Annotated in this window: 13 protein-coding genes; 7 read left to right on the top strand and 6 right to left on the bottom strand. The window is 68.1% G+C overall.

From position 1 onward, the window contains the following. Positions 1–4 precede the first annotated feature (4 nt). From N1032_RS13895 to N1032_RS13870, 6 genes are all read right to left on the bottom strand, one after another. Positions 5–1,348: an ABC transporter permease gene (locus tag N1032_RS13895; RefSeq protein WP_259539728.1), complete on the bottom strand. Its 1,344-nt coding sequence runs from the start codon at positions 1,346–1,348 to the stop codon at positions 5–7. Continuing rightward, positions 1,345–2,688 carry an ABC transporter permease gene (locus N1032_RS13890; protein WP_259539727.1) on the bottom strand — a complete coding sequence of 448 codons (1,344 nt, stop codon included), beginning with the start codon at positions 2,686–2,688 and terminating at the stop codon, positions 1,345–1,347. Before N1032_RS13890 ends, N1032_RS13895 begins: the two co-directional genes overlap by 4 nt. After that, positions 2,685–4,223, bottom strand: coding sequence for an ABC transporter ATP-binding protein (locus N1032_RS13885; RefSeq protein WP_259539726.1), 1,539 nt, complete (start codon positions 4,221–4,223; stop codon positions 2,685–2,687). Before N1032_RS13885 ends, N1032_RS13890 begins: the two co-directional genes overlap by 4 nt. A 107-nt stretch (positions 4,224–4,330) precedes the next feature. Further along, complete coding sequence (locus N1032_RS13880; protein WP_407933045.1) at positions 4,331–5,401, bottom strand: BMP family lipoprotein; 1,071 nt, start codon at positions 5,399–5,401, stop codon at positions 4,331–4,333. A gap of 191 nt (positions 5,402–5,592) precedes the next feature. Next, positions 5,593–6,666 (bottom strand): BMP family lipoprotein, encoded by a 1,074-nt coding sequence (locus N1032_RS13875; protein ID WP_407933044.1) that lies wholly within the window; start codon positions 6,664–6,666, stop codon positions 5,593–5,595. 47 nt (positions 6,667–6,713) lie between these two features. Beyond that, positions 6,714–7,832 carry a mannose-1-phosphate guanylyltransferase gene (locus N1032_RS13870; protein WP_259539723.1) on the bottom strand — a complete coding sequence of 373 codons (1,119 nt, stop codon included), beginning with the start codon at positions 7,830–7,832 and terminating at the stop codon, positions 6,714–6,716. 127 nt (positions 7,833–7,959) lie between these two features. Here N1032_RS13870 and N1032_RS13865 point away from each other — a divergent pair, with 127 nt between their 5' ends. The 7 genes from N1032_RS13865 to N1032_RS13835 all read left to right on the top strand — a co-directional run bounded on the left by N1032_RS13865 (position 7,960) and on the right by N1032_RS13835 (position 15,265). Then, entirely contained in the window at positions 7,960–9,123 is a 1,164-nt protein-coding gene (locus tag N1032_RS13865) for a glycosyltransferase family 4 protein (RefSeq protein ID WP_259539722.1), read from the top strand. 198 nt (positions 9,124–9,321) lie between these two features. Continuing rightward, complete coding sequence (sdhC, locus tag N1032_RS13860) at positions 9,322–9,741, top strand: succinate dehydrogenase, cytochrome b556 subunit (RefSeq protein WP_259539720.1); 420 nt, start codon at positions 9,322–9,324, stop codon at positions 9,739–9,741. Then, positions 9,741–10,193, top strand: coding sequence for a succinate dehydrogenase hydrophobic membrane anchor subunit (locus N1032_RS13855; protein WP_259539719.1), 453 nt, complete (start codon positions 9,741–9,743; stop codon positions 10,191–10,193). Before sdhC ends, N1032_RS13855 begins: the two co-directional genes overlap by 1 nt. A gap of 14 nt (positions 10,194–10,207) precedes the next feature. Next, complete coding sequence (gene sdhA, locus N1032_RS13850) at positions 10,208–12,025, top strand: succinate dehydrogenase flavoprotein subunit (RefSeq protein ID WP_259539718.1); 1,818 nt, start codon at positions 10,208–10,210, stop codon at positions 12,023–12,025. Then, positions 12,026–12,793 carry a succinate dehydrogenase iron-sulfur subunit gene (locus N1032_RS13845; RefSeq protein ID WP_259539716.1) on the top strand — a complete coding sequence of 256 codons (768 nt, stop codon included), beginning with the start codon at positions 12,026–12,028 and terminating at the stop codon, positions 12,791–12,793. Positions 12,794–13,036: 243 nt separating this feature from the next. Then, the gene (locus N1032_RS13840; protein ID WP_259539715.1) at positions 13,037–13,912 is read left to right on the top strand and encodes a type IV toxin-antitoxin system AbiEi family antitoxin domain-containing protein; all 876 of its coding nucleotides are present in this window, start codon (positions 13,037–13,039) and stop codon (positions 13,910–13,912) included. Positions 13,913–14,017: 105 nt separating this feature from the next. Then, a complete protein-coding gene (locus N1032_RS13835) occupies positions 14,018–15,265 on the top strand; it encodes a YihY/virulence factor BrkB family protein (RefSeq protein ID WP_259539714.1) in 1,248 nt (415 codons plus the stop codon). Positions 15,266–15,305: the final 40 nt, after the last annotated feature.

Genomic DNA, 15,305 nt, shown 5'->3' with positions numbered 1-15,305 from the left:
CACCTCACGCGCTCACATAGGGTCTACCGGCGGCCGCCGGGCCCCTCACCCGCCCGACGAGCCCCGCCACGGCGAAGATCGTGATCAGGTAGGGCAGCATCAACAGGAACTCCGACGGCACCGGCGAACCGATCACGCCGAGCACGTACTGCAGGTTGGTGGCGAACCCGAACAACAGCGCCGCGAGCGTCGCGCGGATCGGATCCCAGCGCCCGAAGATCACCGCCGCGAGGGCGATGTAGCCCGCGCCCGCCGTCATCTCCTTGTTGAACTGGCCGACCGACCCGAGCGTGAAGTACGCCCCGCCGAGCCCGGTGATGGCGCCGGCGAGCAGCACGTTCCAGAACCGGGTGGAGTTCACCTTGATGCCGACGGTGTCGGCGGCTTGCGGATGCTCGCCCACGGCGCGCACGCGAAGGCCCCACTTGGTCTTGAACAGGCCGTAGAACACCACCGCCACGGCGATGTACATCAGGTAGACCACGATCGTCTGCCGGAACAGCGTCGGCCCGATGATGGGGATCTCCGAGAGCAGCGGGATCGGCAGCCGGTCGAAGCGCGGCGGCGAGTTGAGCAGGTCGGGGTTGGCGGTCAGCACCTGCGAGTAGAGGAACGACGTGAGGCCGGTGACCAGCACGTTCAGCACGACACCTACGATGACCTGGTCGACCAGGTATTTGATCGAGAACGCCGCGAGCACGAACGACACCAGGGTTCCGGCGATCACGGCGCCGAGCAGCCCCACGAAGAGGTTGCCGGTGACGGATGCCACGACCGCCGACACGAAGGCGCCCGCGAGCAATTGGCCCTCGATCGCGACGTTCACGACACCGACGCGCTCCGAGATCACGCCACCCAGGGCGCCGAAGATCAGGGGCACGCTGAGCGACACCGTTCCGATCAAGAGGCCCGGCAGCGGGATGGTCTGGCCGGCCGAGGCCCAGGTGAGGAAGGCGATGAGGAACACGACCGCGAACACGGCCATGAACCAGACCCTGATCTTGCGGTCGGTCGCGACGAACCAGACCGAGATGGCCGCGAGCACGACGAGCACGATCGACAGCACGATGCCCGTGGCCCTGGTCGGCAGCACGACGGCCGGCAGCTGGATCAGATCGGAGTCGGTCGACAGACGGAAGGTGCTGTCGCCGTCACGCCCGAACACGATGAAGAGCACGATCGCTCCGAGCGCGAAGAAGCCGAAGGCGATGGGCGCTTTCCAGCTCTTGACGAGCACGGTCGGCGGTGCATCGATCGCGGCATCCGGGTGGTTGTGCTCGGTCGGAGGCAGCCCGCTGCCGCCGGCCAGTCCGTTGGTGGTGACGTTCTCAGGAAGCCGGTCGCTCATTTCGCCGCCACCGCCTCTCGGGTCTCAACTGCGGGTTTCGGGGTCTTGGGCGCTTTGGGCTTCTTCGGGTTCGCCGGGTCGGGCAGCCGGAACACGGCCCGCACGAGCGGCGGCGCCGCGATGAACAGCACGATCAGCGACTGCACGACGAGCACGATGTCGATCGGGATGCCCTGCGAGGCCTGCATCGCGAATCCGCCGGCCTTGAACGCGCCGAACAGGATGCCGGCGACGAAGATGCCCCACGGCTTCGACCGCCCGAGGAGGGCAACCGTGATGGCATCGAAGCCGATGCCCGCGTCGATGCCCGACGAGAAGCCGGTGGTGACCGTGCCGAGCACCTGGAACACGCCCGCGAGGCCGACCAGCGCGCCGGAGATCAGCATGGCGTAGACGTACATGTTCTTGACGTCGATGCCGGCAACGCGCGCGGCGTTCGGGTTGAGCCCGACGGCGCGGAACTTGAAGCCGAGCGACGACCGGTTGAGCAGCCACCACACGAACACCGTCGCGGCGATCACGATGATGAACCCCAGATGGAGGTTGAACTGCGGACCGAGCAGGTCGGGCAGCACAGCGGTCGCGTCGATCGGCGGCGATTTGGGGTTGTTCGATCCGGGCGCCTGCAGCACCGGGGTGCGCAGCAGGTAGGAGACGAGGTAGAACGCCACGTAGTTGAGCATGATCGTGACGATCACCTCGTGGGCGCCGGTGCGCGCCTTCAGCAGGCCCGCGATGCCGCCCCAGATGCCACCGCCGATGACACCGGCGAGGATGGCGACGACGAGGTGGATGCCCCACGGCAGGTGCAGGGTGAAGCCCACCCACCCGGCGCACGCGGCGGCGATCAGCATCTGGCCACGGCCACCGATGTTGAACATGCCGACGCGGAACGCCAGGCCCACGCCGAGACCCGCCGCGATCAGCGGGGTGGCGAAGGTGAGGGTCTCGGTGATCGGCTTGATCTGGTCGACGAACTCGGGACGCTTCGGGTTGAACACCGCGCCCTGGAACAGGGCGACGTAGGCGCCGGAGACCGACTTCCAGATCTCGGCGAAGGTGTCGCCGGGCCGGGCGAAGAAGTAGCCGGCGGCCTTCTGCACGTTCTCGTCGGTCACGGCGATCAGGATGCCGCCCGCGACGATCGCGAGCACCACGGCGAGCACCGAGATCATCACGCTGCCGCCGATGATCTCGTTGAACGCCTTGCGCCACCGCGAGGGCGGCTCGACGGCGGGCCCCGACGCGGGGGAACCCGACGCGGGCGAACCGGATGCCGCGGCCGAAGACGCGGGGGTGACGGGCGCCTGGGAGCCAGGCGTGACGGGCGAGTCGCTCACGCGGCTGCTCCTTCCGGGTCGGCGGGCAGCACCCCGGCGGGCACCTCGCCCGCCATCATGAGGCCGAGCACGTCGCGCGGGGTGTCGCCCGGAACGATGCCGACGATTCCTCCGCGGTACATCACCGCGATGCGGTCGGCGAGCGCGACGACCTCGTCGAGCTCGGTCGACACCACGATCACGGGAATGCCCTCGTCGCGGGTGGCGACGATGCGCTTGTGCACGAACTCGATCGATCCGACGTCGATGCCTCGGGTCGGCTGGGCCGCGACGAACAGGCGCAGGGTGCGGCTCAGCTCACGGGCGAGCACGACCTTCTGCTGGTTGCCGCCGGAGAGGCGGCCGACCTCGGTCTGGATGCCCTGGGAGCGCACGTCGAACTCCTTCGACTTCTCTTCGGCGAAGGTGTTGAGGAACGACAGCTGCAGACCGCCGCCCTTGACGAACGGCGAGCCGTCGGCGCGGTCGAGCATGAGGTTCTCGGCGATGGTGAACTCGCCGACGAGGCCGTCTTCTTTGCGGTCTTCAGGAACGAAGCCGACGCCCGAGTTGAGCACTTTGCGCACGCTCAGGCCGCGTAGCGTCTTGCCGTCGAGCGTGATCTCGCCGGTGACGCGGTCTTGCAAACCCATCAGCGCTTCGGTGAGCTCGGTCTGGCCGTTGCCCTGCACGCCGGCGATCGCGAGGATCTCGCCGGCCTTGACGTCGAAAGAGACGTCGCGCACGACCACCTGGCCACGCGGGTCGATGACCGAGAGGTTGTCGACCACGAGGGCGGCGGCCCCGGGCTTCGCCGGGTCTTTCTGCACCGTCAGCTCGACGGCGCGGCCCACCATGAGCGAGGCGAGCTCGGCGTTGGTGGCCGTGGGCGAGGCCTCGCCCACCACCTTGCCGAGCCGGATGACCGTGATGCGGTCGGCGACCTCGCGCACCTCGCGCAGCTTGTGCGTGATGAACACGATCGAGGTGCCGGATTCTTTCAGCTGGCGCATGATCGCCATCAGCTCGTCGGTCTCCTGCGGCGTGAGCACGGCGGTGGGCTCATCGAACACGAGAACGCGCGCGTCGCGCGAGAGGGCCTTGATGATCTCGACCCGCTGCTGCACGCCGACGGGGAGGTCTCCGACCAGGGCGTCGGGATCGACGTGGAACCCGAACCGGTTGCTGATCTCGCGCACGACCTTGCGCGCGGCCACCAGGTCGAGCTGGCCGGCGAACCCGGTCTGCTCGTGGCCGAGCATCACGTTCTCGGCCACCGTGAACACGGGGATGAGCATGAAGTGCTGGTGCACCATGCCGATTCCGGCGTTCATGGCGTCACCCGGGCCCGCGAAGTGCTGCACGACCTCGTCGAGCACGATCTCGCCCTCATCGGCCTGGTAGAGGCCGTAGAGCACGTTCATCAACGTGGACTTGCCGGCCCCGTTCTCGCCGAGCAGCGCGTGGATCTCGCCCGGCTCGACGGTGAGGTCGATGTGATCGTTGGCGGTGAGGGCACCGAATCGTTTCGTGATGCCCCGAAGTTCGAGCTTCATAAAGTCAATCTACCTACTCCGCGTCATGGGGTTCGTTAAGTAAAGAGGTCGGGGGAACCAGCAGCGCTGATCCCCCCGACCGGAAAGCGTTCGAGAACGCCGGTGCCTTACGGGGTCGAGGGCGACTCGACCTCGATCGAGCCGTCGATGATGCCCGCCGTGATGGCGTCGAGCTCACCCTGCAGGTCGGGCGAGACCTTGCTCTCGAAGTCGTGGAACGGTGCGATGCCCACGCCGTCGTTCTCGAGGGTTCCGACGAACGGGGTCGCGTCGAAGTCGCCGGCTGCGGCGGTGTCGGTCACGTCGACCACACCGGCCTTGACGCCCTTCAGCACCGAGGTGAGGAAGAGGTCGGCCAGGTCGGGAGCGGTCTCGTAGTTGTCGGAGTCGACACCGATCAGGGCGATCTCTTTGCCGGAGTCCTTGATCGCCTCACCAGCGGAGAGGAAGATCGGTCCACCGACGGGGAGGATGACGTCGGCACCCTGGTCGATGAGGCCCTGGGCCGCGGTCTTGGCCTCGACGCCGGCAGCGAAGCCGCCGGTGAAGGAACCGGTCTGCGAGGCGACATCCCAGCCGATGGCCTTGACGGCAGCACCCTTCTGCTGGTTGAAGTAGTTGACGCCGTCGACGAAGCCGTCCATGAAGATGGTGACCGACGGGATCTGCATGCCGCCGAAGGTTCCGACGGTGCCCGACTTGCTGTAGCTCGCCGCCGCGTAGCCGGCGAGGAACGCGGCCTGCGCGGTGTCGAAGACGATGGGCTTGACGTTGTCGGCCTCGATCGACGAGTCGTCGATGATCGAGAAGTCGACGTCGGGGTTCGCCTCGGCCGCGGCCTTGGTGGCGTCGGCGAGCAGGAAGCCGACCGAGATGATCAGGTTGCAGCCGCCCGAGACGAGCTGGTCGATGTTCGGGGCGAAGTCGGTGTCGGCGGAGGACTCGACCGTGATGGGCTCGACGCCGAGCTTGTCAGCGGCCTCGGTGATGCCCTCGAAGCCGGCCTGGTTGAACGACTTGTCGTCGAATCCGCCCGAGTCGGAGACCATGCAGGGGATGAAGTCGCTCGCGGCGTCTCCGCCGCTGGTCGATGCGGTGTCCGACGGTGCGGATGCACACCCGGCGAGAAGAGCTGCCACGCCCAGGGTGGCGAAGCCGGCCAGACCGGCGCGGCGCATGTTGATGCCCAAGTTGTCCTCCAAGATGCTGCCCTGCAAGGCGCGCAGGGGCTGTGTGTGAGACACGTTACCGAAAGTTACGACCCGCGGCAGGGGCTGGCCTGGTTCGCCGCGCAAGCGTTACAAAGCCGCGATCACGTCGTAATCTGCCCGAAATGTCCACTGCATACGCCTGAAACAGACGGCGACGCTCACGGGGTCGACGGGGAGTCGACGGTGATGGTGCCGGCCACGATCTGGTCGTTCAGGGCGTCGATCTCGGCGCTCAGCTCGGCCGGCACCGACGCGGCGAGATCGTGGAACGGCGCGAGGGCCACTCCCCCGTTCTCGAGTGTTCCGACGAAGGGGTCGGGCGAGAAGGTGCCGTCGATGTCGTCGCCGATGATCTGCACCACCGCGTCGCCGGTGTTCTTCATCACGCTCGTCAGCACGATCGGCTGGTATTCGTCGGGCAGCGTCTCGTAGCCGTCGTTGTCGACCCAGATGAGCGACACCCCGCCGGCTTCGAGAGCTGCGGATGCCGCCCCCTCGCCGACCTGGCCGGCGACCGGCAGGATGACGTCGGCACCCTGGTCGATGAAACCCTGCGTGACCGTCTTGCCCTTGTTGATGTCTTCGAAGTCGCCGGTGAACACGCCGTCCTGCGCCTGCTTGTCCCAGCCGAGCACCTGAACGGCGGTGCCGTGGGCCTCGTTGTACTTCGCGACGCCGTCGACGAAGCCGTCCATGAACAGCGTGACCGGCGGCTGGTTGCCGCCGCCGAAGGTCGCGACCTTCCCGGTCTTCGACACCCCCGCGGCCAGGTAGCCGGCGAGGTAGGAGGCCTGCGCGGTGTCGAACAGGATCGGCTTCACGTTGGGCGCATCCACGGTCTCGTCGACGATGGCGAAGTGGATGTCGGAGTTGTCGGTGGCCTCGGCGAGCGTGGCGTCGGCGAGCTCGAAGCCGACGGTGAGCACGAACTGGCAGCCGCTGTCGACCGCCTGCGTGACGTTCGGCGCGAGGTCGGTCTCGCCGGTCGACACGAGCACCTCGGCGCCGATGCCGAACTCCTGCTCGGCCTGCTGCATGCCCTCCCAGCTCGACTGGTTGAACGACCGGTCGTTCAACCCGCCCGAGTTCGTCACCATGCGCGCGCAATAGTCGCCCGCACCACCGGTGGCGGCATCCGTCGCCGGTGTCGGCGCCGGAGCGCACCCCGCCAGGGCGACCGCGATCGCTCCGATCAGCAGTCCGGTTGTGACGCGTGCGCGTGTGCTCACGATGCTCCTCCTCGACGAGAGTGAACCGTCAGGATACCGGCACCTCTGGGTTACAACACATCTCCGGAGCCGCCGGCCCGCAGCGCGTCGACGACCGACTTCACCCGCTGGGCGTGCTCGCTGGTCGTCACCAGCAGCGCATCCGGGGTGTCGACCACCACGATGTCGCGCACGCCGATGAGGCTGATCACGCGCTTGGACTGCGACACCACGATGCCGCTCGACGAGTCGGAGAGCACGCGGGCGTTCTTGCCGAGGATGGCGAGCTCGCTGCCCCGCCCGGTGGAGTGCAGTTTGGCGATCGAGGCGAAGTCGCCCACGTCGTCCCAATCGAAGTCGCCCGGGATGACGGCGAGAACGCCCTGCTTGGCCGCGGGCTCCGCCACGGAGTAGTCGATCGCGATCTTCTTGAGCGTCGGCCACACCCGGTCGACCACGACGCCGCGGCGCGGGGTGTCCCAGGCCTCGGCGAGCTCGAGCACGCCGGCGAGCAGCTCGGGCTCCGAGGCGCCGAGCTGCTCGAGCAGCTTGTCGGCGCGGGTGATGAACATGCCCGCGTTCCAGAGGTAGTTGCCCGAGGTCAGGTAGCGCTTGGCGGTGGGCAGGTCGGGCTTCTCGACGAAGTTGTCGACGCGCAGTGCCGACGGGGCGCCCTCGATCGAGAGCGGCTTCTCGCAGCGGATGTAGCCGAAGCCGACCGCGGCATCCGTGGGGGTGATGCCGATCGTGGCGATGAACCCGGCGTCGGCCACGGCGACGGCCTGCACGACGGCGGCCCGGAACCGCTCCGGGTTGGCGATGACGTGGTCGGCGGCGAACGAGCCGATGATGACCCCGGGCTCGCGCTGTTCAAGAATGGCGGCGGCGAGCGCGATGGCGGCGGTCGAGTCGCGGGGTTCGCTCTCGAGCACGACGTTCAGGTCGGTGAGGTTCGGCAGCTGCTCCTCGACGGCGGCACGGTGCGCGCGGCCGGTCACGACCATGATGCGCTGCTCGCCCGACAGCGGCGCGAGCCTGTCCCACGTGTCGCGCAGCAGGCTCTGGCCCGACCCGCTCAGATCGTGCAGGAACTTCGGCGCATCGGCGCGCGAGAGAGGCCAGAGGCGGGAACCGATCCCCCCGGCGGGAATGACGCTGTAGAGCCGATCGATCGCGGAGGGTGCATTCATGTGGCACAGCCTAGCGATGGAAGCCGAACGATCACTCCGCCGCCACCTCGGCGTCACTCTCCCGCCATCTGGCGTCTTTAGCGTCGAAGCGCGGCCCGATGAGGTCGCACGACTGCGGAGGCACGTCATGCGAGTTGCGATCGTCAGCGAGAGTTTTCTTCCCACCGTCAACGGAGTCACCAACAGCGTCTGCAAGGTTCTCGACTACTTGGCCGACAACGGTCACGACGCCATCGTCATCGCCCCGGCCGCGGGGTCGCCGTCGCACTACCGCGGCTTTCCCGTGCACCAGGTGCCGGCCGTCGCCTACCGCCAGTTCCCGGTGGGCATCCCGAACGCCCAGGTCGCCCGCCTGATCGGGCGGTTCGCCCCCGACGTCGTTCACGCGGCCTCCCCCTTCCTGCTCGGGGCGCAGGCCATCGCCGCTGCGAACCGGCTCGGCATCCCCTCGGTCGCCATCTTCCAGACGGATGTCGCGGGGTATGCCCGGCGCAACCGCCTCGGTTCGGCCTCGAAACTGGCCTGGCGGCTGGTGAAGTGGGTGCACGACGGCGCCGACCTCACTCTCGCGCCCTCACGGGCCTCGAAGACCGATCTCGAGAGCGCCGGCGTCGAGCGCATCGAGCTCTGGGGGCGCGGCGTCGATCTGACGCGCTACCACCCGAACAACCGGATGCGCCCGACCGCGCGCGCCCTCGGCTCGCTGCTGTCGTCTCGGGGCGCCGACACCGTGGTCGGCTACGTGGGCCGCATCGCCCCGGAGAAGGGGCTCGAGCGTCTGGCCGGGCTGCACGGGCTGCCGGGGCTGCACCTGGCGATCGTGGGCGACGGGCCGAGCGACGACCAGATCCGCGGGCTGCTGCGCGGAACCCCGGCCACCTTCCTCGGCCGGCTCTCGGGCGAGCAGCTCGCCGACGCCTACGCCAGCTTCGACGTGTTCGTGCACACCGGCACCGAGGAGACCTTCGGCCAGACGCTGCAGGAGGCGCACGCGAGCGGGCTGCCCGTGGTCGCCCCGGCGGCGGGAGGCCCGATCGACATCGTGCGGCACGGCGAGAACGGCTACCTCTTCGACCCCGACGACCCCGATGACCTGCGCCGGCGCATCCGCTCGCTCGTGGCCGACCCGGCTCTGCGGTCGCGCATGGGAGAAGCCGGGCGACGGGCCGTGATCGGCAAGTCGTGGCAGGCTCTGTGTGACGAGTTGATGGCGCACTACGCGTCGGTCATCACCGCGGCGCCGGTGTCGGCCCGAGCGCGCCGGCGCACTCCAGCCGGCTCACACGCGTGAATACAACAGGGTATTCAGGAGCCGTCTCGCCGCGTGTTTTCGCGGGAGCGGCGACTCAGCCAGTCTGTATACAGATAAGGTGCGCCTAACAAGCGACCGCGGAATTCTGCGCGTAGACTGACAGCGGTCGTGGATCGAGTGCGCACTATCCGACGGTGCGGGCGACGCGAACTCAACTGAAGCCAAGGAGGGTTGTTCATGCCTGAGAATTCGGCAGGAACGATGACGCCGAGGCGGCCAGCTGGCACCCTGTATCGCGGCCGTGAAGGCATGTGGTCGTGGGTTCTGCACCGCATCACGGGCGTCGCGATTTTCTTCTTCCTACTCGTGCACGTGCTCGACACCGCGATGGTGCGTGTCGCTCCCGAGGCCTACAACGCGGTGATCTCCACCTACCAGAACCCCATCATGGGGCTGGGTGAGACCGCCCTCGTCGCCGCGATCGTGTTCCACGCGTTCAACGGCATCCGCATCATCCTGATCGACCTCTGGTCGAAGGGCGCGAAATACCAGCGCGTGATGTTCTGGATCGTGATCGGCCTCTGGGTGGTCGCGATGCTCGGCTTCGCGCCCCGCCACCTGATCAACGTCTTCACCCACGCGATGGGCGGTGCCTGATGGCCACGACGATCGACTCCCCCCGCGCCCCGCACACCGTTCGCCGCAACCGCGGTGTGAACTGGGAGAAGTGGGGCTGGATCTACATGCGCGCCTCGGGCGTCGTGCTGCTGATCCTCATCTTCGGCCACCTCTTCGTCAACCTGCTGGTCGGCGACGGCATCTCGGCCATCGACTTCGCCTTCATCGGCGGCAAGTGGAGCGACCCGTTCTGGCAGGTGTGGGACACCCTGATGCTCTGGCTCGCGCTGATCCACGGTGGCAACGGCATGCGCACGATCGTGAACGACTACGCCACCCGGCCGCTGACGCGCAAGATCCTGCTCGCCGGCATCCTGGTCGCCGTCGTCGCCGAGATCGTGCTCGGCACGCTCGTCATTTACACCTTCGACCCGTGCCCCGTGGGCTCGCCGGCAGACCTCCTGCCCTCGTTCTGCCCCGTCAACCAGTAAGAGTGAGTTCTTCAGTGCCTATCAGCAACTCCGCGCCCCAGTTCGAAGACGGCGCCGTGATCGACGGCGTGCACTACCACCAGTTCGACATCGTGATCGTGGGGGCCGGCGGCGCCGGCATGCGCGCGGCGATCGAGGCGGGGCCGAAGGCCAAGACCGCGGTCATCTCGAAGCTCTACCCCACCCGCTCCCACACGGGCGCGGCCCAGGGCGGCATGGCGGCGGCGCTCGCCAACGTCGAAGAAGACAACTGGGAGTGGCACACGTTCGACACCGTCAAGGGCGGCGACTACCTGGTCGACCAGGATGCCGCCGAGATCCTGGCGAAAGAAGCCATCGACGCGGTCATCGACCTCGAGAACATGGGCCTGCCGTTCAACCGCACGCCCGAGGGCAAGATCGACCAGCGGCGCTTCGGCGGCCACACCCGCGACCACGGCAAGGCGCCCGTGCGCCGGGCCTGCTACGCGGCCGACCGCACCGGTCACATGATCCTGCAGACGCTGTTTCAGAACTGCGTGCGCCTCGGCATCAACTTCTTCAACGAGTACTACGTGCTCGACCTCGTGATGACGTCGGTCGACGGCGTCGACAAGCCGTCCGGCGTCGTGGCCTACGAACTGTCGACCGGTGAGATCCACGTCTTCCAGGCGAAGGCCGTCATCTTCGCCACGGGCGGCTTCGGCAAGATCTACAAGACCACCTCGAACGCGCACACCCTCACCGGCGACGGCGTGGGCATCATCTGGCGCAAGGGCCTGCCGCTCGAAGACATGGAGTTCTTCCAGTTCCACCCCACGGGGCTCGCGGGGCTCGGCATCCTGCTCACCGAGGGAGCGCGAGGCGAGGGCGCCATCCTGCGCAACGCGTCGGGCGAGCGGTTCATGGAGCGCTACGCCCCCACCATCAAAGACCTGGCACCGCGCGACATCGTGGCCCGCTGCATGGTGCAGGAGGTGGCCGAGGGCCGAGGCGCCGGGCCGCACAAAGACTACGTGCTGCTCGACTGCACGCACCTGGGCGCCGAAGTGCTCGAGACGAAGCTGCCCGACATCACCGAGTTCGCCCGCACCTACCTGGGCGTCGACCCGGTGGTCGAGCCGGTGCCGGTGATGCCGACGGCCCACTACGCGATGGGCGGCATCCCCACCAACAACAACGCCGAGGTGCTGAGCGACAACGACACCGTGGTGCCCGGCCTCTACGCCGCCGGCGAGTGCGCGTGCGTCTCGGTGCACGGCTCCAACCGTCTCGGCACCAACTCGCTGCTCGACATCAACGTGTTCGGCAAGCGGTCGGGCAACAACGCCGCCGCCTATGTGCAGACCGTCGACTTCACGCCGCTGCCCCCTTCGCCTGCGAAGGCGATCGTCGACCTCGTCGCGTCCCTTCGCAACTCCACCGGCACCGAGCGCATCGCGGCCATCCGCAAAGAGCTGCAAGACGAGATGGACAAGAACGCCCAGGTGTTCCGCACCGACGAGTCGCTCGCCTCGGTCACCAAGACGATCCACGGGCTGCGCGATCGCTACCGCAACATCCAGGTGCAGGACAAGGGCAAGCGGTTCAACACCGACCTGCTCGAGGCGATCGAGCTCGGGTTCCTGCTCGACCTGGCCGAGGTGGTCGTCTACTCGGCCCGCAACCGCCAGGAGAGCCGCGGCGGCCACATGCGCGACGACTACCCGAAGCGCGACGACGACACCTACATGAAGCACACGATGGCCTATCTCTCCGGAGACCCGCACTCGAGTGATGCCGCCGACCACATCCGGCTCGACTGGAAGCCCGTCGTGATCACGCGCTACCAGCCGATGGAGAGGAAGTACTAGATGACACTCGTAGCCGACGCCCCCGCCTCGGGCCCCGCGCCCGAAGCGCCGATCGAGGCCTTCACCGTCACGCTGATCATCCGCCGGTTCGATCCGGATGTCGATGACGAGCCGCGCTGGCAGGACTTCGACGTGCAGATGTTCGCGACCGACCGCATCCTCGACGCGCTGCACAAGATCAAGTGGGAGCAGGACGGCTCGCTGACCTTCCGCCGGTCGTGCGCGCACGGCATCTGCGGCTCCGACGCGATGCGCATCAACGGCCGCAACCGTCTTGCCTGCAAGACGCTCATCAAAGACCTCGACATCACGAAGCCGATCTACGTCGAGGCCATCAAGGGCCTGCCGCTCGAAAAAGACCTCATCGTCGACATGGACCCGTTCTTCGAGTCGTTCCGCGACGTGCAGCCCTTCCTGCAGGCGGCCTCGGTGCCGCCCAAGGGCAAGGAGCGCGTGCAGTCGGTCGCCGAGCGCGCCCGCTTCGACGACACCACGAAGTGCATCCTCTGCGCCGCGTGCACCTCGTCGTGCCCGGTGTTCTGGACCGACGGTCAATACTTCGGCCCCGCCGCCATCGTCAACGCGCACCGCTTCATCTTCGACTCGCGCGACGACCAGGCGCAGACCCGCCTCGACATCCTCAACGACAAAGAGGGCGTGTGGCGCTGCCGCACCACTTTCAACTGCACGGATGCCTGCCCCCGCGGCATCCAGGTGACGCAGGCCATCGCCGAGGTGAAGCAGGCGATCATGCGCGGCAAGCCGTAGGCTGCGGACCGGTCTGCCGGTCGGTTTCGTTCGGCCTCCCGAGCGCCCTCGAGGGTGCTTCGGGAGGCCGTTCGTCGTTCGGGAGGCCGTTTTGGCCTCCCGAACCCGCAAGACCACCGCTGTGACCTCCCGTTCACGGGCCCTCGACTCGTCTTCTCCACCCCGGATGACGCCCCCGCCCGAATTCTCCACAGAAGCCGCCCGACCCGTTTCCCCGCCGTCGCCCTCGGCCACGCTGGTGGCATGTCCAGCTCGTTCTCGTTCAGTCGCCCGGCCGTCATCACCACCCGTGAACTCCTCGAGCGCGGCGCGTCGCCCGGCGGCATCCAGGCGCTCACGGAGTCGGGCCGGCTGACGAGGGTTCGCCGCGGTGTCTTCGTCACGGCCGGCGCGCCGAACGATCTCGTGCGGGCCGCACGCATCGGCGGCAGACTCACGGATGTCTCGGCCCTCCGTCTTCACGGAGCGTGGAGTCGCCCCGACCCACGCCTTCACGTGCAACTGCCCCACTCGTTCGGTCGCGCTCGCGACCCCGACACCGGGCAACCCTTGCGTGCGCGTGACGACGTCGTCGCGCACTGGAGCCGCGCACTGGCGCCTCGCGACCGTCTCGCCTACCCGGGAGTGGCACCGCTCGCCGCTGCGCTCCGAGGCGCCGCCACCTCGTGGGCGCCGCACGAGGCGGTCGCCGCCCTCGACTCCGTGTTGCATCGACGTCTGATCAGCCGGGGCGAACTCGCCGCGACGTTCGAAGGGTCGTCGCGCGCGCAGCGATTGCTGGCCGACGCCGATCGACGTGCAGAGTCGGGCATCGAGTCCATCGCCCGCGTGCGATTCACCGCCGATGGCCTCGAGTGCACGCCGCAGGTCTGGATCGCACCGAAGATCCGCGTCGATCTGCTCATCGACGGGTGGCTCGTGATCGAGCTCGACGGCCGCGAGTCGCATGGCTCGGCCGACGCCTCCTCACGCGACTACCGGCGTGACGCCGAGGTCGTGCTGCGGGGGTTCGGGCTGCTCCATTTCGACTATCACCAGGTCATGTCCGACTGGAGCACGGTGCTCGCGGCCACCAGATCGGTGCTGTTCGCCGGCCGCGACGCGTTCGGCCGGGCATGAACATGCGCACGGCCGAGGGGCGCCGAGCGCGCGCGGCGACCACGCGTGCCCGCGGCGCGCGGGAGTTTCGAGCGGCAGGTCCTCCGGCGTGCCTAGGCTTGTGCCATGAGCGATGCGCGGGGCAAGACGACGGATGCGGCCTCCCCGAGTGGCGAGGGCGCCGACGGCGTCGAGAAGACGGCGGTTGCCGACGATCGTGCCACCACGAAGTCCGATTCGGCAGGGGGCAAGCCCGCCATCGACATCGAGGCGAAGGCGGAAGCTCCCGAGAAGCCGAAGACCGGCATCCAGAAGCTGATCGCCTGGGTGATGGCGCTTCGAGCGGTGCGCGTCTTCATGCGATTCTCAGCCAGTGGTGGCGAGATCATGGCCTCGGGCATGTCATTCCAGGCCGTGTTCGCCATCTTCGCGGGCATCTGGGTGGGCTTCTCGATCTTCGGCATCGTGCTGGCGGGCAATCCCGACCTGATGGATGCCGTGGTCGACCAGTTGAGCAAGGCCATTCCCGGGTTGATCGGCAAGGGCGGCGCCATCGACCCCGACCAGCTGGCGTCAGCGCGCATCCTGGGGTGGACAGGCGCGATCGCTCTCGTCGGGTTGGTGCTCACCGCGGTGGGCTGGCTGGCATCGACCCGCGACTCGATCCGCCGCATCTTCCGGCTCGCGCCGCCCACCACGAACTTCGCGCTGCTGAAGCTGAAAGACTTCGGGCTGGCGCTCGCGTTCGGCATCGCGATCGTGCTGTCGTCGGCGGTGAGCCTGATCAGCAGCCAGGGATTGTCGCTCGCCTTCGACCTGCTCGGCATCGACACGGCGTCGCCGTTCGCGACGGTGGTCGGGTGGCTGGTGGGGGTGCTCGTCGTGTTCGCGTTCGACAGCTTCGTGCTGGCTTCCGCGTTCCGGGTGCTCTCAGGGGTGAAGATCCCGCTGCGACGGCTGATCGCGGGCGCTCTCATCGGCGGCGCGGCGCTCGGGGTGCTGAAGATCCTCGGGTCGGCCCTTCTGGGCGGTGCCACGAGCAATCCGCTGCTCGCCTCGTTCGCCGTGATCATCGGCATCATGATCTTCTTGAACCTCGTGTGCCGGGTCATCCTCATCTCGGCGACCTGGATCGCGGTGGGCATGGACGACGCGGGCATCGACCCGCGATCGTTGTCGCCGGAAGAGATCGAGAACGAACGCGAGCGCAAGATCGCGGATGCGCGAGACGTTCTGGTGTCGGCCGAGCGGGAGCGCCTCGAGGCCGAGCTGGCGAACGCACGCGGCTTCCGGCGGCGCCGGGTGGCCAAAGAGCTCAAGCGGCTCGACGAACTCGATCAGGCCGCGGCCCTCCGCCTGGCGAAGAAGCGCTGACGCGGCGGGAGCGGCGCGGGCAGCGTCGGCGGCCGCCGGT

Origin of the sequence: Herbiconiux daphne, from assembly GCF_024979295.1 — a bacterium.
GTDB classification, from domain to species: Bacteria; Actinomycetota; Actinomycetes; order Actinomycetales; family Microbacteriaceae; genus Herbiconiux; species Herbiconiux daphnes.
The sequence above is the reverse complement of the archived record's forward strand: the minus strand, read 5'-3'. Positions and strand labels throughout refer to the sequence as shown.

Coding starts and splice junctions, on each gene's coding strand:
- N1032_RS13870 (WP_259539723.1), bottom strand. CDS start 7,832: ATGAATGCACCCTCCGCGATCGATCGGCTCTACAGCGTCATTCCCGCC.
- sdhC (WP_259539720.1), top strand. CDS start 9,322: ATGCCTGAGAATTCGGCAGGAACGATGACGCCGAGGCGGCCAGCTGGC.
- N1032_RS13840 (WP_259539715.1), top strand. CDS start 13,037: ATGTCCAGCTCGTTCTCGTTCAGTCGCCCGGCCGTCATCACCACCCGT.
- N1032_RS13835 (WP_259539714.1), top strand. CDS start 14,018: ATGAGCGATGCGCGGGGCAAGACGACGGATGCGGCCTCCCCGAGTGGC.
- N1032_RS13880 (WP_407933045.1), bottom strand. CDS start 5,401: ATGCGCCGCGCCGGTCTGGCCGGCTTCGCCACCCTGGGCGTGGCAGCT.
- N1032_RS13865 (WP_259539722.1), top strand. CDS start 7,960: ATGCGAGTTGCGATCGTCAGCGAGAGTTTTCTTCCCACCGTCAACGGA.
- N1032_RS13885 (WP_259539726.1), bottom strand. CDS start 4,223: ATGAAGCTCGAACTTCGGGGCATCACGAAACGATTCGGTGCCCTCACC.
- N1032_RS13895 (WP_259539728.1), bottom strand. CDS start 1,348: ATGAGCGACCGGCTTCCTGAGAACGTCACCACCAACGGACTGGCCGGC.
- N1032_RS13855 (WP_259539719.1), top strand. CDS start 9,741: ATGGCCACGACGATCGACTCCCCCCGCGCCCCGCACACCGTTCGCCGC.
- N1032_RS13845 (WP_259539716.1), top strand. CDS start 12,026: ATGACACTCGTAGCCGACGCCCCCGCCTCGGGCCCCGCGCCCGAAGCG.